Consider the following 23,487-nt stretch of genomic DNA (forward strand, 5'->3'; position numbering starts at 1 on the left):
GAGGAATTGGATGTTTAGCGAAGAGGATAGAATTATAACTTCTGGTATGAAAAGTGAAGATGTTGATATAGAAAGTAGTTTAAGACCTAAAAGTCTTAATGATTATTTAGGACAAGAAAAGACTAAGGAAAAGCTTAAAATATTCATAGAGGCAGCAAAAAATAGAGGGGAACAGTTAGACCATGTTTTGTTATATGGACCACCAGGGCTTGGTAAGACGACTCTTTCTACTATAATATCTAATGAGATGGGGGTTAATATAAGGATAACGTCGGGTCCGGCGATTGAGAGAGCTGGTGATTTGGCAGCTATACTTACTAATTTGAATGAAAATGATGTTTTGTTCATAGATGAGATACATAGAATAAATAGAAGTGTTGAGGAAGTATTGTATCCTGCCATGGAGGATTTTTGTCTGGATATAATTATTGGAAAGGGGCCGTCTGCAAGGTCTATAAGGCTTGATCTTACAAAATTCACATTGATAGGAGCGACTACAAGAGCGGGTATGCTTACATCTCCTTTAAGAGATAGATTTGGAGTTATATGTAAGCTTGATTTATATAATGTAGATGAGCTTTCTAGTATAGTTAAAAGGTCAGCAGGTATACTTGGTTGTGATATAGATGAGAGAGCTGCTATTGAAATTGGAAAAAGATCAAGAGGAACACCTAGAATCGCAAATAGGTTGTTAAAGAGGGTTAGAGATTATGCACAAGTTAAGGGAGATGGTATGATAACTGAGGAAATAGCAAATCTTGCTCTTGAAATGCTAGAGATTGATTCTTTAGGCCTTGATTATGTAGATAAAAAGCTTATGATGGATATAATCGAAAAATTCTCAGGAGGACCTGTAGGGCTTGATACTCTTGCAGCGTCAATAGGTGAGGATAGAAACACTATAGAAGATGTTTATGAGCCTTATTTAATACAATTAGGATTTATAGATAGAAGGCCTCGAGGTAGGGTTGCTACTGCTAACGCTTATAAGCACTTTAATATTCCATACGAAAAGTAGTTATTAAATTTATATATTATGGGGTGTATATTGATGTGGAAATATAGGTCTAAATTTGTTAATATAGTTATTGTGTGTTTTATATTTAATTTATTTGCAATTGATTCTTTTGCAAGTATTAATGTGCCCGAGTATTTAAAAATAGGACTTGAGTATGGTAGTTCTGCATTACCAAGGGTTGATTTGGGTTCTGATAATGGATTTGAGATTGGGATTTTAAAAGAAGGTAGAATAGAAAAATTTATTGAACTTGATGAGACTAAATTAACTGCAAAAAATGAAGAATCTATATATTATATAAAAATAGTACAAGACTATGATAATATACAAGAGGCTTTGAGTGTTCAACAGAAGTTGGAAGAAAACAATATAACTTCTTTTATATTTTATGATGGTAACTTTAAAGTATATATAGGTAGTTATTTAGATCAAAATAATGCACAAAATTATAAAAATGAAATATCAGATGATTTATCAGATTTTAATCTTGAGGTCGTTAGTTCTGATTACAACTTTGTTCAAATTATGGATGGAAATAATATTGTTTTTATGTATGATTCTAATAAAGAAATATGTATATATCCTAAAGTAGGTATAATGACAATCAAAGGTAAGAAGTATAGAGGAAGTGCTGTATTTAAGAGAAGTGACAATAACAATATGACTGTTATAAATAGAGTTAATCTTAATGAGTATTTATATGGTGTGGTACCTAGAGAAATGTCTGGTGGATGGCCTATAGAAGCTCTTAAAGCTCAAGCTATAGCTGCTAGAAATTATGCTATAATGAATATGGGAAAATATAAAAAATATGGTTTTGATTTAACTGACGATACATTTTCGCAGGTGTATGGTGGATATAGTTCAGAACATCCAAATAGTAATAGAGCGGTAGATGAGACTAGAGGTCAGATAATGGTATGTGATGGACGAGTTGTAAGTGCTCTTTATCATTCTAATAGTGGTGGTAAAACAGAAGACTCTGAAAATGTATGGGGCAATAAGGTTTCTTACTTAAAAGGGGTTGAGGATCAATATTCTTTAGGGTATCCACATGATAATTGGTCTGTTAATATGACTAAGGATGATATTCAAAAAAAACTATTGGAAAATAAGGTGGATATCGGCATAATTACTGATGTAAAGATAGAAGAATTATCTAAAAATGATAGGGTTATAAAGATTAAGTTTATAGGAACAGAAGGTGAAAAAGAATATACTAAAGACTCTACACGAACTATTCTAGGTCTTAAAAGTAATTATTATGATATAGTAAAGGCTCAAGGTTCAGGTGGAACTGAGGTGTTTTATATTTATTCAACTGAGGGAAATGAAGAAAGAAGTGATTTAAGTAATGTATATGCCATTACCAGTGATGGTATTGAAGAGATAAGCAGTAATACTAATATTTATTTAATAGGTAATAATGATACTAGACAATTAAATTTAGGTGGTGTTATTTCGGATAAATATACGATTAATGGACATGGGTGGGGCCACGGTCTAGGAATGAGTCAATGGGGAGCCAAAAATATGGCTGAACAAGGATTCTCGTATGAAGATATATTAAAGCACTACTATACAGGAATAGAAATACAAAAGTAGAAAGGACGTTTAATTTGAAAACTAGCGATTTTAAATTCGATTTACCAGAAAAGTTAATAGCTCAAGTTCCTCTTCAAAAAAGAGACGAATCAAGACTTATGTTACTAAACAAAAAAACAGGAGAGATAGATCATAAAGTTTTTAAAAATATGATAGATTATTTAGATAAAGGAGATTGTCTGGTACTTAACAATACAAGGGTTCTTCCAGCTAGACTTATAGGTGAAAAATTAGAAACTAAGGGTAAAATTGAATTTTTACTTTTAAAGAGAATAGAATTAGATACTTGGCAGGTTCTTGTAAAGCCTGGTAAAAGAGCAAAAATAGGAACTAAATTCTCTTTTGGAGACAAGCTTATAGCTACAGTTATGGATATAGCAGAAGAGGGGTCTAGAATAGTTAAGTTTGAATATGATGGAGTATTTGAAGAAATTTTAGATGAACTTGGAAGTATGCCGCTTCCACCTTATATAACAGAAAAGCTAGAAGACAAAGAAAGATATCAAACTGTTTACTCAAAACATGATGGGTCAGCAGCAGCACCTACAGCAGGACTTCATTTTACTCAGGAACTACTGAAAAAGATAAAAGATAAAGGTGTTGAAATTGCATATGTAACTTTACATGTAGGTCTTGGAACATTTAGACCTGTAAAGGTTGATAATGTACTAGACCATAAGATGCACAGTGAATTTTATATGATAGATAAGGAACAAGCTGATAAAATAAATAAATGCAAGCAAAATGGAGGAAGGGTAATACCAGTTGGAACTACCAGCTGTAGAACCCTTGAATCCGTTGCAAATGAAAAGGGATTGTTAAAAGAACAAAGTGGATGGACAGAAATATTTATATACCCTGGATATGAATTTAAAATAGTAGATGCACTTATAACTAATTTTCATCTTCCAGAATCCACTCTTATAATGCTTGTAGGTGCTTTAACAGGAAAAGAAAACATATTAAATGCATACAAGGTAGCTGTAGATGAAAAATATAGATTTTTTAGTTTTGGAGATGCAATGTTTGTGAAATAATGATTTGAGGTGATACAATGGATAAAAAGTCAGCAAAGAAAACAGTCTTAAAAGTTAGCCATGTTTTTGAGGTTGTATTAGCCTTGATAATATTAGTGAAGGTATTTTTTGGTGCGATAGATTTATCTAGAGTTATATGGAATTCTTATGTAAGTAATGCACTAAATCCGGTTGCTTACTATGAGGTCGAAGCGATACTTGGATATGCTCTTTTATTAGTTATAGGAATAGAACTTGTTATAATGCTTACCCTACACACTCCAGAGAGTGTGATAGATGTTTTGTTGTATGCGATAGCTAGAAAACTTTTATTAATACCAAAAGATAAGGGTATGATAGAGGCTTTTATAGGAATATGTACTATAGCTGGATTATTTGCTATTAAAAAGTATTTATTTATGGATAATAATAAGGAACAAGATAAAAGTTAAATTTTAAATTGCTTATATATAGTTAATCTATATAGGGTGTAAGGTGGGAAATTAAATTAAGGATATGCAATTTAGATTTAATTCATATATGTGATGAAAAAATAGAACGAAGGGAAGGTATCAAATGTCAGCAATAAGATACGAACACATAAAAACTTGTAAGCAAAGTGGAGCGAGACTAGGAAGAATACATACTCCACACGGTATAATTGAAACTCCTATATTTATGCCTGTTGGAACTCAAGCAACAGTAAAGTCTATGACTCCGGAGGAGTTAAAGGAAATTAATGCACAAATTATATTAAGTAACACATATCATCTTTATATGAGACCGGGTCATGAACTTGTAAAAGAAGCTGGAGGTCTTCATAAATTTATGAATTGGGATAGACCTATACTAACAGACAGTGGAGGATTCCAGGTATTCAGTTTAGGACCGCTTAGAAAAATAACAGAAGAAGGTGTAGAATTTAGATCTCACATAGATGGATCTAAGCACTTTTTAAGCCCAGAAAAGGTTATGGAAATAGAGAATGCTTTAGGTCCGGATATAATGATGGCATTTGATGAATGTGCTCCGTATCCTGCAAGTAGAGATTATGTTAAGAACTCTTTAGAAAGAACAACAAGATGGGCTAAAAGATGTAAAGAAGCTCACAAAAACACAGAAAACCAAGCATTATTTGGGATAGTTCAAGGTGGTATGTACAAGGATTTAAGAGAACAGTCAGCAAAAGAAATAATGGAACTTGATTTTCCTGGATATGCCGTAGGAGGACTAAGTGTTGGAGAGCCTAAAGAGTTAATGTATGAAGTATTAGAATATACAACACCTCTTTTACCAGAGGACAAGCCAAGATATTTAATGGGAGTTGGAAGCCCAGATGCATTAATAGAAGGAGCTATAAGAGGTATAGATATGTTTGACTGTGTACTTCCTACTAGAATAGCTAGAAATGGTACAGCTATGACTAGTCAAGGAAAAGTTGTAGTTAGAAATGCGAAATATGCTAAAGACTTTACTCCGCTTGATCCTGAATGTGATTGTTATGCTTGTAAAAACTATACAAGAGCTTATATAAGACATCTTGTTAAAGCAAATGAAATATTAGCTTCAAGACTTATAACTACTCATAACTTACATTTCTTACTTAAATTAATGGAAAATGTAAGACAGGCAATAAGAGAAGATAGATTACTAGACTTTAGAGAAGAATTCTTCACTAAATACGGATACGAATTGTAAAGTTAAACTTAATTTATAACTTTTAGATTTCGGATAAAAAAGGGTTTAAAAAATTCATATGGAATTTTAATATATAGAAAAAAGGAGGAGTTAAAATGCCAGCAAATTTAGTAAACTTAATAATGCCTATTGGTTTTATAGTAATATTTTATTTCTTACTTATAAGACCTCAGCAAAAAAAAGATAAACAATTAAAAGAAATGAGAGGAAGTCTTAAAGTTGGAGATGAAGTTGTTACAATAGGAGGACTTGTTGGAAAAATATTTAGTGTAACAGAAGAAATAGTTACAGTTGAAGTTGGAGGAGATAGAACAAAACTTCACGTTGAAAAATGGGCTATAGGAAAAGTTAAAAATAAGTAATTTAAAAACCTTCTTGCGAATATAATTTTATAAAAAGCAAGGAGGTGTTCTTTTGAAAAAAGCCATATATTTCTTAAAAGCTTTAGGTTACTCATATTTAATTACCATTATATGTGTTCTTATTTATAACCTAGTTTTGACTTATACATCTGTGTCGGCTTCTACTATACCACTTATGACATCTATTATAGTAACTTTAAGTATTGCATGTGCAGGTTTTTATATAGGATATAAGAGCGGATCTAATGGATTTTTATACGGTATATTAGCTGGGGCATTATATGTATTATTCATGATAATTATGTATTTTTTAGCCAAAGAAAATTTAAAATTTGAAATGAATATGTTATATAAAATGCTTCTTAATATATTATCTGGTGGAATAGGTGGAATTATAGGAGTGAATATGAAAAAAAATTGATTTATATCAAATTTATGATATAATCAATAAGGAATATTGTTAATAGGAGGGAATACTTATGAAGCACGTAAAAACACTGTCAAAAGCAAATTTAAAGAAAAGTGCTGAAAAAGGTGGATGTGGAGAATGTCAAACTTCATGCCAATCAGCTTGTAAAACTTCTTGTACAGTAGCTAATCAAGAATGTGAAAGATAATTATACATATGTTAGCAGCATAACTTCTTTTGAAGGTATGCTGCTTTTTCCTTTTAGTAATTAATATTTTAGCTAATGTTGATTAATTATTAAAAGTTTGGTAATATGAAAGGTAGGAATTTTACTTAGGAGGTTCATTATAGATGGGTATGATACATAAATTTTCGTTAAACGATATCAATATAGCTTTAGATGTAAACAGTGGTGCAGTTCACGTTTTAGATAATGAAGCATATGATGTTTTGGATTACTATAAGGATAAGAATATAGATGAAATAGCTGATATTCTAAAAAACAAATATTCAAAAGAAAAGATAGTTGAAGCATACAATGAAATGAAAACTTTAGAAAAAGAAGGACTTTTATATTCAAATGATGAATATGAATATCATCCGAGCTTTATAAATAGAAAGCCTGTTGTTAAAGCACTATGTCTACATATGGCTCATGATTGTAATCTAAAATGTAAATACTGTTTCGCATCTCAAGGAGATTTTGGCGGAGAAAGAAAACTTATGAGCTATGAAGTGGGTAAAAAATCATTAGATTACTTACTTGAAAACTCAGGGAATAAAAGAAATTTAGAAGTAGACTTCTTTGGTGGAGAACCTTTAATGAACTGGGAAGTAGTAAAAAAACTTGTTGAGTATGGAAATGAAGAAGCTGAAAAAAAAGGCAAGGTATTTAGATTTACTATTACTACTAATGGTGTTTTGTTAGATGATGAAAAAATAGAATACATTAACAAGCATATGCACAATGTAGTATTAAGTCTTGATGGAAGAAAAGAAATAAACGATGAAATGAGACTTACTTTAAATGATAAAGGTAGTTATGACGTTATAGTTCCTAAATTTAAAAAATTAGTAGATAGCAGAGCTAAAGATAAATACTACTATGTTAGGGGAACATTTACTAGAAAAAACTTGGATTTTTCAAAAGATGTGCTTCATTTTGCAGATTTAGGATTTGATTTAACTTCTGTTGAACCAGTAGTAGACAGTGATAATAATCCATATGCATTAAAAGAAGAAGATATACCAAAAATATTTGAAGAATATGAAAAATTAGCAGATGAATATGCCAATAGAAAAATAAAAGGTGACAATTTCACATTCTTCCACTATATGATAGATTTAGATCAAGGTCCTTGTGTAATTAAAAGACTTACTGGATGTGGTGCAGGATGTGAATACATGGCTGTAACACCAGAAGGTGATTTATATCCTTGTCATCAGTTTGTTGGAAATGAAGACTTTAAGCTTGGTAATATATTAGATGAAAACTTAAGTATACCTAGAGATATACAACTTAAATTCCAAAATGCACATGTATATGCTAAAGAAGAGTGTAGAAACTGTTGGGCTAAATTCTATTGTTCAGGAGGATGTCATGCTAATGCACATAACTTTAACAATGATTTATTAAAGCCTTATGAATTAGGATGTAAGATGCAAAGAAAGCGTACAGAATGTGCAATTATGGTTAAAGCTAAAATTATGTTGGAGGAAAGCAAAGATGATTAAGGAGTATGATGGGGAAAAACCTGAAATTCCTCATAGTTGTTTTATAGCTGAGAGTGCAGATGTTATAGGAAATGTAAAAATGGGAAAGAATACAAATGTATGGTATAATTGTGTATTAAGAGGCGATGAAAATGAGATAATAATAGGTGAGAACACTAATATACAGGACGGCACTGTAGTCCATATAAGTAAAGAAAATAGAACAGAAATAGGAAATTATGTCACCATTGGACATAAAGCAACTATACATGCTTGTAAAATAGGAAATTATAGTTTGATGGGCATGGGAGCCATAATATTAGATGGAGCTGAAATAGGAGACTATACATTAATTGGAGCAGGAAGTTTAGTTCCTCCTAATAAAAAAATTCCATCAGGTGTACTTGCTTATGGAAATCCTATTAAGGTTATAAGAGAGTTGACTCAAGACGAAAGAAATTCGTTAGAAAAATCTGCAATAGAATATGTAGAATATGCTAAAAAGCACAAATAGGTTGGGGGTACATTTATGAAACTTAAAAATTTATCGAAATTTATTGGCTTGTTTATTATCATTGTATTTTTTGCTTATGCGGCAATAAATGGAGTGAACATAGGTAAATTTAATATTGATCCTATGAAAAATTCAATAAAACAAGGATTGGATTTACAGGGTGGGGTATTCGTAGTTTATGAAGCTCAAACTGATGAAACAGGAGAAGAACTTAACAAAATTCTTGATCAAACTATAGAGGTATTTAGAAAACGTATAGATGGCATGGGGGTTTCTGAACCTGTTATAGTTAAAGAAGGAGAAAAAAGAATAAGAATAGAGCTTCCAGGTGTTAAAAATGCAAAAGATGCAATGGATGCTATAGGAAAAACGGCACAACTTAAATTTACGAAAGAAGATGGAACTGTAGTTGTAACTGGTAAAGAAGTTAAAACTTCAGAGGTTAAGTTTGATTCAAAAACTAACCAACCTATAGTTTCTTTAGAATTTAATAGTGAAGGTGCTAAGAAATTTGCTGATGCAACTAGAGAACTTGCACCTACAAACTCTCCAATAGTTATAGTTCTTGACAATGAAATTATATCAACACCAAGGGTTAGCGTAGAAATTCCAGATGGACAAGCTGTAATAAATGGTAACTTTACAGTTGAAAGTGCAGCAGAGCTTGCGAACTTAATAAGAGCAGGAGCTCTTCCTGTAGAATTTAAAGAAGTTCAAACATCTACTGTTACTGCAAGTCTTGGAGTGAATGCACTTAAAAAGAGTGTAAGTGGAGCTGCAATAGGTATACTTTTAGTAATGCTTTATATGTTATTTTACTATAGAGTTCCAGGATTAATTGCTGATATAGCTCTTACAGCTTATATTCTGATAATAATGTATATATACTCACAAATGCAAGTAACACTTACTCTTCCGGGAATCGCGGCGCTTATACTATCGGTAGGTATGGCGGTTGATGCGAATGTAATAATCTTTGAAAGAATAAAAGAAGAACTTAGAAATGGAAAATCACTTAGAGCATCTATAGATTCTGGATTTGCAAAGGCGATTGGAACTATAATGGATTCAAATATAACAACATTTATAGCTGGTATAGTATTGTTTCAATTCGGCACAGGGTCTATAAGAGGATTTGCACTTACTTTAATGATAGGTATAATAGCATCTTTCTTTACAGCTATAGTTATTACAAAAACATTAATGAAATCATTAGTCCATGCTAATATAGTAAAAAATAAGAAATTTTTTGGAGCATAGGGGGGAATAATATGAAAATAATAGAAAGAACAAAGTTATGGTTTGGATTATCCCTTGCTATTATGGCTATAGGACTTGTAATAATACTTACAACTGGACTTAACTTTGGAATAGACTTCACAGGTGGAACATTAATGGAGATAAATCTTCATAAAATTGTTTCAACTCAGGAAATAAGAACGATAACTAATGAATACGACAAAGATATGACTATAAACTTTGTAGGAGAAAAAAAGGAAGCAGTTCAGATAAAAACAAAAAAAGACTTCGATTCAGATAAAAGACAAGAAGTATTTAATAAATTCAAAGAAAAATACAATTTGAAAGAAACTCAACCTGAAAAGGCTAACCAATTTGGAGCAACGGTTGGTAAAGAAATAAGAAACAATGCGATTATATCAACTCTTATAGCTGCTGTAGGGATGCTTATATATGTAAGTTTTAGATTCGAATTTTCATATGGTATAGCATCTATAATAGCACTTGTACACGATGTTATTATACTAATATGTGCATATGCTATATTTAGAGTACCTGTTAATAGTCCATTTGTTGCAGCTGTACTTACTGTTGTTGGATATTCTATAAATGATACAATAGTTGTATTTGATAGAATAAGAGAAAATATGAAGTATGCTAAGAAAAATGATTATGCAAATGTTGCAAATCAAAGTATATCTAGTACTATATCAAGATCTATTAATACTTCTGTTACTACATTAGTAGCTATAACATCGCTTTATGTAATAGGAGTAGATGCTATTAAAGATTTTACACTTCCTTTAATAGTTGGAATGGCTGCTGGAACATATTCATCTATATTTATAGCCAGTCCTACATGGGTGTTGATTAAACAAAAGACTAAATTTTAGCATAAGATATTGATGTTAAGCCTCGTATTATTTCAAAATAATATGAGGCTTTTAAAATTTACTTGCTAAGCGGAAAATTAGACTCATTGAAATAACACTAAGTAGCTAACATTTCAATGAGCATAATTTTATAAGTTTAGAGCCTGTACTTTGATTGATTTAAGAAAAAATATTTTTAAAGATTAGTTGATGAGAGGTGCTCTTGTGATTAAAACAGGATATAGAAACTTAAAAAGATCTAGAAATATAATGCAAATATTATTGAAGTATGGTTTTAGTTTTTTAGTGGAGAAATTGAGAATAGATGGAATTGCATATAAGATGCCACTAACGCCTGATAAAGAAATACAAGATATGAGTACTGGAGAAAGAGTAAGAAGAGCTCTTGAAGAACTTGGACCTACGTTTGTAAAATTAGGACAAATAATGAGTACTAGAAACGATATACTAGATCCTGAGATAATAGAAGAAATATCAAAGCTTCAAAATGATGTTAAAAGTTTTGATATAAAAGAAGCTAGAGAAACTTTTATAAGTGAGATAGGGCTTGAAATTGAAGAAGTATTTGATGATTTTAATGAAACGCCTATCGGTGCAGCCTCTATAGGGCAGGCTTATGTAGCAAAGCTAAAAAATGGTAAGGATGTAATAGTTAAAATACAAAGACCTAATATAGAAAATATTATAAAATCTGATTTAGAGATGCTTCAACTTATTGGAAAGGTAATAGAAGAATATTATAAGGAAACCGTGGTTGATTTTGCTGAAGTAATAGAAGAATTTTCTGTTACTATAATGAGAGAGCTTGACTATACATTTGAAGCTAGGAACTGTGAAAAGTTTAGAGAAATATTTAAAGGTGATATTAATGTATATATTCCAAAAGTATACTGGAATGTATCGTCTAAGAAAGTTCTTGTAATGGAAAAAATCAATGGAATAAGTGTAAGTAATATAAATGATATAAGAAGCATAGGATGGGACACTAAGGAAATTGCTAATGTAGGAGCTATGTCATTTATGAAGCAGGTATTTTTTAATGGATTTTTTCATGCAGATCCACATCCAGGAAATATATTCGCAATAGGTAAAGATAAAATAGCTTTTATAGACTTTGGAATTGTTGGATTAATAGATAATATAACATTGAATTTTATAACAGATATCTTATTCGCAAGTATAAATAAAGATGTAGATAAAATAATAGATTCGTTAGTAGAACTTGATGCTATAAGTGATGATACGAATGTAAGAAAATTTAGAGAAGAAATAAGTTTTTTTATACACTATTATTATGATATTCCTATTAAAATGATAAATATAACGGATATATTAAACGAGTTTATGCGATTTAGCAGAAAGAATAAGATAAAGCTACCTTCTCAATTTTCGCTTTTGGCAAGAGCTATAATAACTCTTGAAGGTACTGCTAAAAAATTAAATCCTGATTTTGCCTTATCTACAATAGTAAAGGAATTTATAAAAGAGTTTTATTTAAACAAGTTTAAGCCAGATAAGATTTTATTTAAATCAAAATCTTATATAGAACAAGCACTTACTGATTTTAAAGTCATACCAAGACAGATAAAACTTGTTTTAAAACATCTAGAAAAAAATCAAATCAAATTTACTATAGATGAAATTAAGTTTACAAATTTAGAAAAAGAAATAAATAATATGACCAATAAAATAGCTGCAAGTCTTATATTATCATCAACAATAGTAGGATCATCTATGATTATAACCACAAAGACAGGGCCTAGCATAAAAGGATACCCTATTTTAGGCATAGTTGGATTTTTAATAGCAACTGTAATGGGGATGTATTTGACAATATCTATATTAATGTCAGGTAGAAATAAACGATAGATATATTTCCGTGGCAATAGATTATTAATACTATAGTTGGATAAAATAGTTATAATAAAGATTTGTTTATTGATAAAATTGATTTTACAATATATAATATAATTGTTATTTGTGACTTTTTATATCGAGATTTGAATTAAATTTCACTATTGTACGTATATAGGTCGCAAAATCAAACTCGATTGTATGGAATATTATAATTTTAGTTATAGAGTAAATATCATTATATTAAGTATAAGAGATAGTTTTAGGGAGGAATAAATAATGAATTTAGAGGAAACAATAAGGAACATAAAAGATTTTCCAAAAGAAGGAATTGACTTTAAGGATATAACTACATTATTAAAAGATGGGAAAGCTTTTAAATATGCAGTAGATCAGATAATAGAAGATTTAAAAGATAAAAATGTAGATGTAATAGTAGGACCTGAGGCTAGAGGATTTTTAATGGGAACACCTGTTGCTTATGGACTTGAAATAGGATTTGTGCCAGTTAGAAAACCAGGAAAGTTACCTGCTGAAACTGAAAAGTTTGAATATGATTTAGAGTATGGAACTGACATACTTGAAATACATAAAGATGCTATAAAACCAGGACAAAGGGTAGCTATAGTAGATGATCTTCTTGCAACGGGAGGAACTATGGGTGCTGCTGCAAAGCTTATTGAAAAATTAGGTGGAGAAGTAGTTGCTATGGAATTTTTAATAGAATTAGAGTTTTTAAATGGAAGAAGCAAAATAGATAATTATCATATTAACTCTTTAATAACATATTAATAAATCAAATAGTTGGTAGTGCTACCAACTATTTTCGTATATAAAGTGAAACTTAATTCAGATGGAATTTTTACTCCTTCTGGAGAAAATACATAAATTTAAAATAGGGTGGTCTTATGTTAGAAAATTTATTACTAAAAATACAGCAGTATAGCCCAAATAGCGATTTGGATTTAATAATAAAGGCTTATAATTTTGCAGAAAATGCTCATGAGGGTCAGTACAGAAAATCTGGTGAAAAATACTTTATACATCCCGTAGAAGTTGCTTATATATTGGCCGATTTAGAAATGGATATATATACAATAGCAGCAGGCCTTATGCACGATGTAGTTGAAGATACTCATTATACTTATGAGGATATTGCAAAAAGATTTGGAAGAGAGATAGCTGACCTTGTAGAGGGTGTAACTAAGCTTGGACAAATAGAATACAAATCAAAAGAAGAAACTCAAGCGGAAAATCTTAGAAAAATGTTTATGGCTATGGCAAAGGATATAAGAGTTATACTTATAAAACTTGCTGATAGACTACATAATATGAGAACTCTTAAATTTATGACTCCTGAAAAAGCTAAGGAAAAAGCAAAAGAAACTGTCGAAATATACGCACCTATTGCACATAGATTAGGAATATCGAAGATAAAATGGGAACTTGAAGATATAGGTCTTAGATACCTTGATATGCCTGGTTATTATGAACTTGTTGAAAAGGTTGCAAAAAAAAGAAAAGAAAGAGAAGCTTATATAACTAAAGTTATAGATATGTTAAAAGATAGATTTGAAAAATCAAGTATAAAATGTGATATATACGGTAGACCTAAACATTTTTATAGTATATACAGAAAGATGCATTATCAGAACAAGAGTTTTGAAGAAATATACGATTTGATGGCTGTAAGAGCACTTGTTGAAAACGTAAAAGATTGCTATGCGGTTCTTGGAATAGTTCATACTATATGGAAACCTATGCCGGGTAGATTTAAAGACTATATAGCTATGCCAAAGCCTAATATGTATCAATCTCTTCATACAACAGTTGTAGGACCTGATGGAGAGCCTCTTGAGATTCAGATAAGAACTAGCGAGATGCACAAAATAGCTGAGTATGGTATCGCAGCACATTGGAAATACAAACAAGGAGATACAACTGATAAAGAAGAGGATATGGATATAAAGCTTTCGTGGCTTAGACAGATGATGGAATGGCAAAAGGATTTAAATGATCCTAAAGAGTTTATGGAAGCGCTCAAAATAGATTTGTTTACCAATCAAGTATTCGTATTTACACCAAAGGGAGATGTTATAGAACTTCCTGCAGGGTCTACTTCTATAGATTTTGCATATAGGGTACATACTGGTGTTGGTAATAAGTGTATTGGGGCGAAGATAGATGGAAGGATAGTTCCTCTTGATTATAAGCTTAAAAATGGAAATATAGTAGAAATTATAAGATCGGCTCATAGTAATGGTCCTAGTAGGGATTGGATTAATATAGTTAAAACTTCTCATGCTAAAAATAGAATAAGACAGTGGTTTAAAAAAGAAAGAAGAGAAGAAAATATTCAAAGAGGAAGAGAACTACTTGAAAAAGAAGTTAAAAGACAAGGATATGTTTTAAGTGAATTCTTAAAAAATAAGAATATAGCTTTAATATCTAGAAAGTTTAATCAGCCGACTGATGATGATTTATATGCAACTATTGGGTATGGTGGACTTATAGTATCTCAAGTTATGTCAAAGCTTAGAGAATTGTATGAAAAAGATAATCAAAAGCAAATTATAGAACCTAAGATTGAGGAAACTATAAATGAAAAAGAATATAAAAGCAAAAGAAAAACAAGTAGCCAAGGTGTTGTTGTCAAAGGTGTTGATAATATACTAGTTAGAATAGCTAGATGCTGTAATCCTCTTCCTGGAGATGATATAATTGGTTATATAACTAAGGGTAGAGGTGTTTCTATTCATAGAAAAGATTGTCCTAATATAGATGTAAATAACACCGAGACAGTTAATAGATCAATTGAGGTTGAATGGGACTTAAATAAAAAAGTAAGATTTGAAGCTGAAATACAGGTTAAGTCGCATGATAGAAGAGGAATTATTACTGAAATAACTCATGTGTTCACAGTAGATAAGATATCTTTAAATGGAATAAATGCTAGAACTAATAAGGACAAAATTGTCAACATGAGTTTGTTACTTGAAGTTGATAGTATAAAAGAACTTAATAATTTAATGAAAAAAGTTAAAAACATACCTGGTGTTATAGATGTATTTAGAGTTATAAATTAAAGGGGGCTGTTATTGTGAGAGCTGTTGTTCAAAGAGTTTCAAACTCTAGTGTTACAGTTGATCAAAATGTAGTTGGAAAGATAGATAAAGGGATTATGGTTTTATTAGGAGTAAATAATGATGATAATTCAAAAGATGTAGAATATTTGGTTGATAAGATCGTTAATTTAAGAATATTTGAAGATGAAAATGAAAAAATGAATCTATCTTTACTAGATATAAAAGGAGATCTTTTGGTTGTATCTCAATTCACTCTTTATGGGGATTGTAGAAAAGGGAGAAGGCCTAATTTTACAGATGCTGCAAAGCCGGATACTGCGATACCTTTATATGAAGAATTTATAGATAAGGCTAAAAAGTATGGAATAAAAGTGGAAACAGGTAAGTTTGGGGCTCATATGAATGTAGATATTATGAATGATGGTCCTGTAACTCTTTTAATAGATTCAAAGAAGAATTTCTAAGGAGGTATTTTTTATGTTTTTAGAAAAAATAATGGCTGGGGTATACGGTGTAAACTGCTATATACTAGGCGATGATGAAACTAAAAAATGTGCAGTAATAGATCCAGGTGGAGCTTGTGATGAAATATTACATAGTGTGAATAATCATGGGTTTGACTTAGAATACATAATACTTACTCACGGTCATGCTGATCATATAGGTGCAGTTGAAGAGATAAAAGAAAAAACTGGTGCTACTATACTAGCACACAAAGAAGAACAAATAGTGTTAAGTAATAGTCAAAATAACTTAACATATATGATGGGTGGAAGTATAGAAATTGAAGCAGATAGATATTTAGATGATGGACAAACTATAGAATTAGGTAATCTAAAACTGCAAATAATCCATACTCCAGGACATACTCCGGGAGGTATGTGTATAAAGTTAGATGATGTACTGTTTACAGGTGATACATTATTTAGATCATCTATAGGAAGAACGGACTTATTTGGTGGAGACTATGATAAAATAATAGAATCTGTAAATAGATTAGCTGAGTTAGATGAGAACTTAAAAGTATTTCCAGGTCACGGACCTGCGAGTACTATAGGGACAGAAAAACTGAATAATCCATATATTAAGAGTTAAGAGAAAGGTTAAGGCGAGAATTTAATGCTTAATGTATTTTTAAAGAATCACGACTATAAGTATGAAGTTAGTGAATTGTTAAAATTGTTTACATCTCAATTCAAATTTGTAGAAGATGAAGATATAAAGGATAATATTTTAGTTAATGAGGTAAATATAAAAGATAATTTGATAATATCTAAAACTTATTTTTATCAAAATAATAAGCTTGCCCTTCACTATGAAGAAGAGGGTTTAATAGATGCATTAGATTATGATGATAAAATGATACGAAAAGAAAGTAAAATAATAATTAAAAGAAGTATATTCAAGGTATTGACCAAGATATATAAATCATTCGTTCCATGGGGGATTTTAACAGGGATTAGACCTACTAAAATAGTACATGAGCTTATAGATGAGGATAAATCTAAAAAGGATATAGAGGATATACTAAAAAAGAAATATCAGATGGATGAGAGTAAGATAGATCTTGCATATAATATAGCTTGTGTTGAAAGAAAGTTTATATATCCTATAGACGAAAATAAAATAGCTTTATATATAAGTATACCATTTTGTCCAACTAGATGTGTTTACTGTTCTTTTCCTTCAAATACTTTAAATCAGTGGGGTCATCTTAAGAAAGAATACTTAAACTGTCTTATAACAGAAATAAAGGGTGTATCTGAGATAGTTAAAAAAACTAATAAAGAGATTGAAACTGTATATATAGGTGGGGGAACACCAACTACCCTTGAAGCAGAAGAACTTTCTCTACTTATAGATGCTTTATATGAAAATTTTGATCTTTCTAAAATGAAGGAATTTACAGTTGAAGCTGGAAGAGTAGATACTATAACGAGAGAAAAATTAAATGTGCTTAAAGAAAAATCAGTTTCAAGAATAAGTATTAACCCTCAGACTATGAATGATGAAACTTTAAAAGAAATAGGAAGAACTCATAGTGTAGAAGAAATAAAAGATTGTTTTTATATGGCTAGAGAAATTGGCTTTGATAATATAAATATGGATATTATTTTGGGACTTCCAAAAGAAACTCCTGAAATGGTTGAGAATACTTTAAAGGAAATATTAAAGCTAGATCCTGAGAGTCTGACTGTTCATACTATGGCAATAAAAAGAGCTTCAAGGCTTAATGAAAATATAGATAACTATGAATTTAGCCACTATATGGATATGGTTAAGATGATAGATATATCTATGGAATATGCTTATAAAATGAATCTTATACCTTATTATATGTACAGACAAAAACATATGCTTGGAAATCTTGAAAATATAGGATATGCTAAGAAGGGATTTGAGTGTATATATAATATTCAAATAATGGAAGAAAAGCAGACGATATATGCTTTAGGAGCAGGCGCTAATTCTAAAGTAGTATATATAGATGAGAATAGAATTGAGCGAGTTGCTAATGTCAAAAACATAGAACATTATATAAATAGAGTCGATGAGATGATTAAGAAAAAAGAAGAGGAGGTTTTAAATAATGGCTATTAAAGCGCAAAGAGGAACTAAAGATATATTACCTAAGGACTCTTATAAGTGGACTTATGTAGAAAATTTATTTAGAGAGGTATGCTCTTTATTTGGATATGATGAAATAAGAACTCCTATATTTGAAAGTACAGATCTTTTTAAAAGAGGAGTTGGAGAGACTACTGATATAGTTCAAAAGGAAATGTATTCATTTCAAGATAATGGAGGAAGAGATATTACATTGAAGCCAGAAGGAACAGCTGGTGCTGTTAGAGCTTTTATTGAAAATAAGCTTTATGCAAATACTCAGCCTTCAAAATTATTTTATATAACTCCATGCTTTAGATATGAAAGACCACAAGCGGGAAGAATGAGACAATTTCATCAGTTTGGAGTGGAGGCATTTGGAAGTGAATCTGCCTCTATAGATGCAGAGGTTATGGCTCTTGCTATGGAGTTTTTCAAAAGAGTAGGGCTTGAAAAATTAGAACTTAGAATAAATTCTATAGGATGTCCTAAGTGCAGAAATGAATATAACAATAAATTAAGATTATATTTAGCTGAAAAACTTGACAAGTTATGTGGAACTTGTCAAACTAGATATGAAAAAAACCCTCTTAGAATACTTGATTGCAAGAATGAAGCTTGTCAAAGTGAAATAGGAGATGCTCCTTTAATGATAGATAATATATGTGATGGATGTAAAGATCACTTTGAAAAGGTAAAGGTGTATCTAGATAGTATGGGTATAAATTATGTAGTAGACCCTAAGATTGTTAGAGGACTTGACTATTATACTAAGACTGCTTTTGAAATAATCTCACAAGATATAGGAGCTCAAAGTACTGTATGTGGTGGAGGAAGATATGATGGACTTGTGGAACAATTAGAGGGGCCAAAAACTCCGGGTATAGGATTTGCTATTGGTGTAGAGAGACTTCTTTTAACTCTTGAAAACAACGATATAGAAATACCTAAAGAAGAGGGTACAGATATATTCGTAGTTACAATTGGAGAAAAAGCTGAGATAGAAAGCTTTAAAATTCTAAAGGCTTTAAGATCAAACAATATATCTTGTGATAAAGACCATGTAGGTAAGAGCGTAAAGGCACAGTTTAAATATTCTGATAAAATCAATGCTAAATACACTATAGTACTTGGCGATGATGAAATAGAAAAAGATTTAGCAACACTTAAGAACATGCAAACATCAGAACAAACAGAGATAAAATTAAGTGAAATAGCAGATGTACTAAAAAACATGATTTAAGGGAGGATTACATATGGAAAGCTTAGGTGGATTAAAAAGAACACATTATTGTGGTGACTTAAGAGAGTCTAATATAGGCGAAGAAGTAGTATTAATGGGATGGGTACAAAAAAAGAGAAACTTAGGTGGTTTAGTATTCGTAGATTTAAGAGATATAAGAGGAATATGTCAGATAGTATTTGATACAGATGTATCTAAAGAAGCTTTTGAAAAAGCTGAAAAATTAGGATCTGAATACGTTATAGCTATAAAGGGAAAAGTCCTTGAGAGACAATCAAAGAATCCTAATATGCCAACAGGAAATATAGAAATATTTGCAGATCAGATAAAGATTTTAAATAAATCAGAAACACCTCCTATTTATATAAAGGATGATGATGAGGTTTCAGAAAATTTAAGACTTAAGTATAGATACTTGGATTTAAGAAAGCCATCTATGCAAAAGAACTTAATTTTAAGACATAAGGTAGCTAATATAGTTAGAAATTATTTATCTGATAATAATTTCTTAGAAGTTGAAACTCCATTCTTAAACAAACCAACACCAGAAGGAGCTAGAGATTATTTAGTTCCAAGTAGAGTAAACGAAGGAAAATTCTATGCTTTACCTCAATCTCCTCAGTTATTTAAGCAACTTTTAATGGTATCTGGTATGGATAGATACTTCCAAATAGTAAAGTGTTTTAGAGATGAAGATTTAAGAGCTGATAGACAACCAGAATTTACTCAAATAGACTGCGAAATGTCATTCGTTGAAATAGATGATGTAATTGATATAATGGAAAAAATGCTTCAAAAAATATTTAAAGAAATATCAAATGTTGATATACAACTTCCATTCCCTAGAATGACATATAAAGAATCTATGGAAAGATACGGATGTGATAAGCCAGATGTAAGATTTGGATTTGAGCTTAAAAATATATCTGATATAGTTAAGGATTGTGGATTTAAAGTATTCTCATCAGCAGTAGAAAATGGTGGATCTGTTAGAGGTATAAATGTTAAGGGATATGCTGATAAGTTCACTAGAAAGAACATAACTTCTCTTGAAGATTATGTAAAGAACTACGGAGCTAAGGGACTTGCTTGGATGAAAGTAACAAATGAAGGAGTTACATCTCCAATAGCTAAGTTCTTTGATGAAGAAAAAATGAATTCTATATTAGAAACAATGGAAGCTTCTGAAGGAGACTTAATATTATTTGTAGCAGATAAAGATAAAGTTGTATTTGATTCTCTTGGAAACTTAAGAAATGAAGTAGCTAAAAGACTTGAAATACTTGATAAGAATGAATTTAAACTTTTATGGGTAACTGAATTCCCATTATTTGAGTATGATGAAGAAGAAAATAGATATGTTGCTATGCATCACCCATTCACATCTCCAATGGATGAAGATTTAGCCAACCTAGATAATGATAAATTAAATGTAAGAGCTAAAGCTTATGATATAGTATTAAATGGATTTGAAATAGGTGGAGGAAGTATAAGAATATCTAATGCAGATATACAAAAAACTATGTTTGATGCATTAGGATTTAGCGAAGAAGAAGCTTATGATAAGTTTGGATTCTTACTTGATGCATTCAAATATGGAACACCACCACATGGAGGTATAGCATTTGGTCTTGATAGACTTGTAATGTTACTTGCTGGAGAAGATAATATAAGACAGGTTATAGCATTCCCTAAAACTCAAAATGCATCTTGTCCTATGACTAATGCACCAGCAGTTGCAGAAGATAAGCAATTACAAGAACTTAATATAAAAGTTGAGTTAGAAGAAAAGTAAATATATATATAAAGTCTGTCAACAAAATTTGTTGGCAGACTTTTTATATATATTTGACATTTTACTACATACACAAGTATAATGAAGATAAATATATACTGGTATGAGGTATCTAAAGGAGAGGTCAAATTGAAAAAAATAATAGAAGAGTTTGGGATATTTGCGGTTGCCTTTTTGGCTATTTTAATAGTTATGAAATTATTTAAAGGTAATATTGATATGATATCTTACAGCAATATTACTCTTATATTTGTATTGAGTTTGATAAATATAGTATTAAGACACGGGCTTGTTAAGGCAAAAGGCAAGTATAGTATGAGTAATAGGAATTTTGACTTTATAAGAAGAATGACTATGATTGGAATAATCGCTGTTTATTTCTATTTCAAACAATAAGGAGTTGTAAAAAATGAAGGAGATGGCTGAAAAAAGTAAAACAGATAAAGATGCTATAATAAAAAGACTTAGAAGAATAGAAGGTCAGGTAAAAGGCATTCAAAAGATGATAAATGAAGAAAAATATTGTGTAGATATACTTATACAGATTGCTGCAATACGTTCTGCAATAGATAAGGTAGGCGGTATAATGCTTGAAAATCATGTAAAAGGATGTGTAAAAAAAACAATCGATAATTCTGATGATATTGGGGAAAAAGATAGGGTTATAGATGAGCTTGTAAATACAATGCTTAAATTTATGAAGTAGGTGATTGAGATGAGACAAACAGGTGTTGTTGTAAGTACTAATGAGAATATAGCTATTTTAAAGATGCAAAGACATTCAGCTTGTGGAAGCTGTGGTGGATGTGGAATGGGAAGCGAAAACAGTAAGAATATGCAAATCCAGGCAGTCAATAGAATAGGTGCTACTAAGGGGGATTTTGTTGAAGTAGATATTAGTACTCCTAATGTATTAAAGGCTGCTGCCATAGCATATGTAATACCTTTAATGGTTTTGTTTGTTGGAATAGTTATATCAAGTAAAGTACTAACAGCTATAAATTATAGATCAAATGTAGAAACTATGAGCGCTATAATAGGAGCTTTTTTAATGAGTATAGCATTTATGATAATAAAAAAGAATGAACCTAAATTTAAAAAAAGTGAAGAGTATACTCCTGTTATAACTAATATAGTTGAGTAGATAATTATATATGAATAAAAAAATGCTGATTAATATTAATCAGCATTTTTTTCTATATTCAAATCATAGTATTAGACGAATTTTTTTTATTTCTTCTTTTAAATGTTTTTGCTGTAGATGAAACTAATATTACACCTATTGCTATTGATCCAGCTATAAATATAGTATCACTTCCAGTTTTAGCAGCACTATAAAAATCATTGTTTATAATATCTAGCATAGTTAAGTACATACCATAACCTGGAACTAGAGGAACTATACCCGGAATTATAAATACTGTAACGGGTTTTTTGTTTATTCTTGCAAATATCTCGCCTAATAAACCTATTGCAGTGGCTGCTATAAAGTTTGATAAAGAAGCTGAATTGGTTATATTATTCATATAAATATATAGTGTCCAGCCTATACTTCCTGTAAGAGATGCATATAAAAGATCTTTTTTAGGTACATTAAAAAATATACAAAAACTTATTGTCGCCATAAATGAGTAGATAAAATGAAGATATAAGCTCATTATAATACACCTCCAAACAAGTTAACCCATAGTTGGAATACTATACCTATACCAACAGCTATACATATAGCTATGAATATTGCCTCAAAGATTTTTGCAAGTCCTCCTAATAAATCTCCTGATATAAAGTCTCTTAGACCGTTTGTAAAAGATACTCCAGGAACTAGAGGCATTATAGAGCCAACTATTATCATATCAAGACTTTTACCAATCCCACACAGAGTAAAAAGTATACCGAGCAGTCCTATAGTAGATGATGCTACAATTGTTGATAAAAATGAAGTATCGCTTATCTTATCTATTTGATCTGCTATAAATATTGATATCATAGATATTATAAAGGCAGATACAAAATCTAAAAATTCACCTCCGAACATAAGTGAAAAAAAGCCGCCTATAAATCCTGTAAATAAAATTCTTACAGGAACAGAATATTTATCTGCATTCTCTATTTGTTTTAGCGAAGATAAGGCCTGTGGTACTGTCATATGAGAATTTACATAGTCTCTTGAAAAGTTATTTACCTTAGACACTTTGTTAAGATTTAGACTTCTGTTTTTTATTCTTTTAATAAAGCTTATACCATCCATTCTATCGTCTGATACAAATATTCCCGTTGGTGTTACGAATGCATTTACGTGATTTATATTCTTAGACATACATATTCTAATTATAGTATCTTCAACCCTGTATATTTCTGCTCCATTTTTAAGCATTATTTCTCCAGCGTAAAGAGCAATTCTTAGTATTCCTTTTTTTTCTGTTATAGTCATAATA

At 30.5% G+C, this 23,487-nt stretch carries 25 protein-coding genes; 23 read left to right on the forward strand and 2 right to left on the reverse strand.

Going from position 1 to position 23,487, the window contains the following annotated elements; all coding sequences use genetic code 11:
• Positions 1-10: 10 nt before the first annotated feature.
• From ruvB to WJW32_RS11765, 23 genes are all read left to right on the forward strand, one after another.
• Positions 11-1,018: a Holliday junction branch migration DNA helicase RuvB gene (gene ruvB / locus WJW32_RS11655; RefSeq protein WP_340258503.1), complete on the forward strand. Its 1,008-nt coding sequence runs from the start codon at positions 11-13 to the stop codon at positions 1,016-1,018.
• 33 nt (positions 1,019-1,051) lie between these two features.
• Positions 1,052-2,623: a SpoIID/LytB domain-containing protein gene (locus WJW32_RS11660; RefSeq protein WP_340258505.1), complete on the forward strand. Its 1,572-nt coding sequence runs from the start codon at positions 1,052-1,054 to the stop codon at positions 2,621-2,623.
• A gap of 14 nt (positions 2,624-2,637) precedes the next feature.
• Entirely contained in the window at positions 2,638-3,660 is a 1,023-nt protein-coding gene (gene queA, locus WJW32_RS11665; protein WP_340258507.1) for a tRNA preQ1(34) S-adenosylmethionine ribosyltransferase-isomerase QueA, read from the forward strand.
• Between the two features lie 17 nt (positions 3,661-3,677).
• The gene (locus tag WJW32_RS11670; protein WP_340258509.1) at positions 3,678-4,091 is read left to right on the forward strand and encodes a phosphate-starvation-inducible PsiE family protein; all 414 of its coding nucleotides are present in this window, start codon (positions 3,678-3,680) and stop codon (positions 4,089-4,091) included.
• Between the two features lie 124 nt (positions 4,092-4,215).
• Positions 4,216-5,337, forward strand: a complete 1,122-nt coding sequence (gene tgt / locus WJW32_RS11675; protein ID WP_340258511.1) for a tRNA guanosine(34) transglycosylase Tgt — start codon at positions 4,216-4,218, stop codon at positions 5,335-5,337.
• Between the two features lie 95 nt (positions 5,338-5,432).
• Positions 5,433-5,699 carry a preprotein translocase subunit YajC gene (yajC, locus tag WJW32_RS11680; RefSeq protein WP_340258513.1) on the forward strand — a complete coding sequence of 89 codons (267 nt, stop codon included), beginning with the start codon at positions 5,433-5,435 and terminating at the stop codon, positions 5,697-5,699.
• A 52-nt stretch (positions 5,700-5,751) separates the two neighbouring features.
• A complete protein-coding gene (locus tag WJW32_RS11685; protein ID WP_340258515.1) occupies positions 5,752-6,120 on the forward strand; it encodes a TIGR04086 family membrane protein in 369 nt (122 codons plus the stop codon).
• A gap of 58 nt (positions 6,121-6,178) precedes the next feature.
• Positions 6,179-6,316, forward strand: coding sequence for a six-cysteine ranthipeptide SCIFF (gene scfA, locus WJW32_RS11690; RefSeq protein WP_340258517.1), 138 nt, complete (start codon positions 6,179-6,181; stop codon positions 6,314-6,316).
• A gap of 143 nt (positions 6,317-6,459) precedes the next feature.
• On the forward strand, positions 6,460-7,842 hold the full coding sequence (gene scfB / locus WJW32_RS11695; RefSeq protein WP_340258519.1) for a thioether cross-link-forming SCIFF peptide maturase: 1,383 nt from the start codon (positions 6,460-6,462) through the stop codon (positions 7,840-7,842).
• Entirely contained in the window at positions 7,835-8,335 is a 501-nt protein-coding gene (locus tag WJW32_RS11700) for a gamma carbonic anhydrase family protein (RefSeq protein WP_340258521.1), read from the forward strand. Before scfB ends, WJW32_RS11700 begins: the two co-directional genes overlap by 8 nt.
• A gap of 15 nt (positions 8,336-8,350) precedes the next feature.
• Complete coding sequence (gene secD / locus WJW32_RS11705; protein WP_340258523.1) at positions 8,351-9,595, forward strand: protein translocase subunit SecD; 1,245 nt, start codon at positions 8,351-8,353, stop codon at positions 9,593-9,595.
• 11 nt (positions 9,596-9,606) lie between these two features.
• Positions 9,607-10,467: a protein translocase subunit SecF gene (gene secF, locus WJW32_RS11710; protein WP_340258524.1), complete on the forward strand. Its 861-nt coding sequence runs from the start codon at positions 9,607-9,609 to the stop codon at positions 10,465-10,467.
• A 204-nt stretch (positions 10,468-10,671) separates the two neighbouring features.
• Positions 10,672-12,336 carry an ABC1 kinase family protein gene (locus WJW32_RS11715; protein WP_340258526.1) on the forward strand — a complete coding sequence of 555 codons (1,665 nt, stop codon included), beginning with the start codon at positions 10,672-10,674 and terminating at the stop codon, positions 12,334-12,336.
• 264 nt (positions 12,337-12,600) lie between these two features.
• Positions 12,601-13,113, forward strand: a complete 513-nt coding sequence (locus tag WJW32_RS11720) for an adenine phosphoribosyltransferase (protein ID WP_340258528.1) — start codon at positions 12,601-12,603, stop codon at positions 13,111-13,113.
• Between the two features lie 116 nt (positions 13,114-13,229).
• The gene (locus tag WJW32_RS11725; protein ID WP_340258530.1) at positions 13,230-15,407 is read left to right on the forward strand and encodes a RelA/SpoT family protein; all 2,178 of its coding nucleotides are present in this window, start codon (positions 13,230-13,232) and stop codon (positions 15,405-15,407) included.
• Positions 15,408-15,421: 14 nt separating this feature from the next.
• Positions 15,422-15,871, forward strand: a complete 450-nt coding sequence (gene dtd, locus WJW32_RS11730) for a D-aminoacyl-tRNA deacylase (protein ID WP_340258532.1) — start codon at positions 15,422-15,424, stop codon at positions 15,869-15,871.
• Between the two features lie 13 nt (positions 15,872-15,884).
• Positions 15,885-16,502 carry an MBL fold metallo-hydrolase gene (locus WJW32_RS11735; RefSeq protein ID WP_340258533.1) on the forward strand — a complete coding sequence of 206 codons (618 nt, stop codon included), beginning with the start codon at positions 15,885-15,887 and terminating at the stop codon, positions 16,500-16,502.
• Between the two features lie 24 nt (positions 16,503-16,526).
• Positions 16,527-18,008 (forward strand): coproporphyrinogen dehydrogenase HemZ, encoded by a 1,482-nt coding sequence (hemZ, locus tag WJW32_RS11740; RefSeq protein ID WP_340258535.1) that lies wholly within the window; start codon positions 16,527-16,529, stop codon positions 18,006-18,008.
• Positions 17,998-19,257 carry a histidine--tRNA ligase gene (hisS, locus tag WJW32_RS11745; protein ID WP_340258537.1) on the forward strand — a complete coding sequence of 420 codons (1,260 nt, stop codon included), beginning with the start codon at positions 17,998-18,000 and terminating at the stop codon, positions 19,255-19,257. The genes hemZ and hisS overlap by 11 nt, the downstream gene beginning before the upstream one ends.
• A 13-nt stretch (positions 19,258-19,270) precedes the next feature.
• Positions 19,271-21,052 carry an aspartate--tRNA ligase gene (gene aspS / locus WJW32_RS11750; RefSeq protein ID WP_340258539.1) on the forward strand — a complete coding sequence of 594 codons (1,782 nt, stop codon included), beginning with the start codon at positions 19,271-19,273 and terminating at the stop codon, positions 21,050-21,052.
• 129 nt (positions 21,053-21,181) lie between these two features.
• A complete protein-coding gene (locus WJW32_RS11755; protein WP_340258541.1) occupies positions 21,182-21,448 on the forward strand; it encodes a hypothetical protein in 267 nt (88 codons plus the stop codon).
• A gap of 13 nt (positions 21,449-21,461) precedes the next feature.
• Positions 21,462-21,758, forward strand: coding sequence for a metal-sensitive transcriptional regulator (locus WJW32_RS11760; RefSeq protein WP_340258543.1), 297 nt, complete (start codon positions 21,462-21,464; stop codon positions 21,756-21,758).
• A gap of 9 nt (positions 21,759-21,767) precedes the next feature.
• Complete coding sequence (locus tag WJW32_RS11765) at positions 21,768-22,196, forward strand: SoxR reducing system RseC family protein (RefSeq protein WP_340258545.1); 429 nt, start codon at positions 21,768-21,770, stop codon at positions 22,194-22,196.
• Positions 22,197-22,254: 58 nt separating this feature from the next.
• Here the strand turns inward: WJW32_RS11765 and WJW32_RS11770 are convergent, their stop codons facing one another.
• Both WJW32_RS11770 and WJW32_RS11775 read right to left on the reverse strand, forming a co-directional pair.
• Positions 22,255-22,710, reverse strand: a complete 456-nt coding sequence (locus tag WJW32_RS11770) for a threonine/serine exporter family protein (RefSeq protein WP_340258547.1) — start codon at positions 22,708-22,710, stop codon at positions 22,255-22,257.
• Positions 22,710-23,483: a threonine/serine exporter family protein gene (locus WJW32_RS11775; protein WP_340258549.1), complete on the reverse strand. Its 774-nt coding sequence runs from the start codon at positions 23,481-23,483 to the stop codon at positions 22,710-22,712. Before WJW32_RS11775 ends, WJW32_RS11770 begins: the two co-directional genes overlap by 1 nt.
• Between the last annotated feature and the right edge of the window lie 4 nt (positions 23,484-23,487).

It is taken from the genome of Tepidibacter sp. Z1-5 (genome assembly GCF_037844525.1).
GTDB lineage: Bacteria > Bacillota > Clostridia > Peptostreptococcales > Peptostreptococcaceae > Tepidibacter_A.

Coding starts and splice junctions, on each gene's coding strand:
- ruvB (WP_340258503.1), top strand. CDS start 11: ATGTTTAGCGAAGAGGATAGAATTATAACTTCTGGTATGAAAAGTGAA.
- WJW32_RS11660 (WP_340258505.1), top strand. CDS start 1,052: ATGTGGAAATATAGGTCTAAATTTGTTAATATAGTTATTGTGTGTTTT.
- WJW32_RS11670 (WP_340258509.1), top strand. CDS start 3,678: ATGGATAAAAAGTCAGCAAAGAAAACAGTCTTAAAAGTTAGCCATGTT.
- tgt (WP_340258511.1), top strand. CDS start 4,216: ATGTCAGCAATAAGATACGAACACATAAAAACTTGTAAGCAAAGTGGA.
- yajC (WP_340258513.1), top strand. CDS start 5,433: ATGCCAGCAAATTTAGTAAACTTAATAATGCCTATTGGTTTTATAGTA.
- scfA (WP_340258517.1), top strand. CDS start 6,179: ATGAAGCACGTAAAAACACTGTCAAAAGCAAATTTAAAGAAAAGTGCT.
- scfB (WP_340258519.1), top strand. CDS start 6,460: ATGGGTATGATACATAAATTTTCGTTAAACGATATCAATATAGCTTTA.
- WJW32_RS11700 (WP_340258521.1), top strand. CDS start 7,835: ATGATTAAGGAGTATGATGGGGAAAAACCTGAAATTCCTCATAGTTGT.
- secD (WP_340258523.1), top strand. CDS start 8,351: ATGAAACTTAAAAATTTATCGAAATTTATTGGCTTGTTTATTATCATT.
- secF (WP_340258524.1), top strand. CDS start 9,607: ATGAAAATAATAGAAAGAACAAAGTTATGGTTTGGATTATCCCTTGCT.
- WJW32_RS11720 (WP_340258528.1), top strand. CDS start 12,601: ATGAATTTAGAGGAAACAATAAGGAACATAAAAGATTTTCCAAAAGAA.
- WJW32_RS11725 (WP_340258530.1), top strand. CDS start 13,230: ATGTTAGAAAATTTATTACTAAAAATACAGCAGTATAGCCCAAATAGC.
- WJW32_RS11735 (WP_340258533.1), top strand. CDS start 15,885: ATGTTTTTAGAAAAAATAATGGCTGGGGTATACGGTGTAAACTGCTAT.
- hemZ (WP_340258535.1), top strand. CDS start 16,527: ATGCTTAATGTATTTTTAAAGAATCACGACTATAAGTATGAAGTTAGT.
- hisS (WP_340258537.1), top strand. CDS start 17,998: ATGGCTATTAAAGCGCAAAGAGGAACTAAAGATATATTACCTAAGGAC.
- aspS (WP_340258539.1), top strand. CDS start 19,271: ATGGAAAGCTTAGGTGGATTAAAAAGAACACATTATTGTGGTGACTTA.
- WJW32_RS11760 (WP_340258543.1), top strand. CDS start 21,462: ATGAAGGAGATGGCTGAAAAAAGTAAAACAGATAAAGATGCTATAATA.
- WJW32_RS11765 (WP_340258545.1), top strand. CDS start 21,768: ATGAGACAAACAGGTGTTGTTGTAAGTACTAATGAGAATATAGCTATT.
- WJW32_RS11770 (WP_340258547.1), bottom strand. CDS start 22,710: ATGAGCTTATATCTTCATTTTATCTACTCATTTATGGCGACAATAAGT.
- WJW32_RS11775 (WP_340258549.1), bottom strand. CDS start 23,483: ATGACTATAACAGAAAAAAAAGGAATACTAAGAATTGCTCTTTACGCT.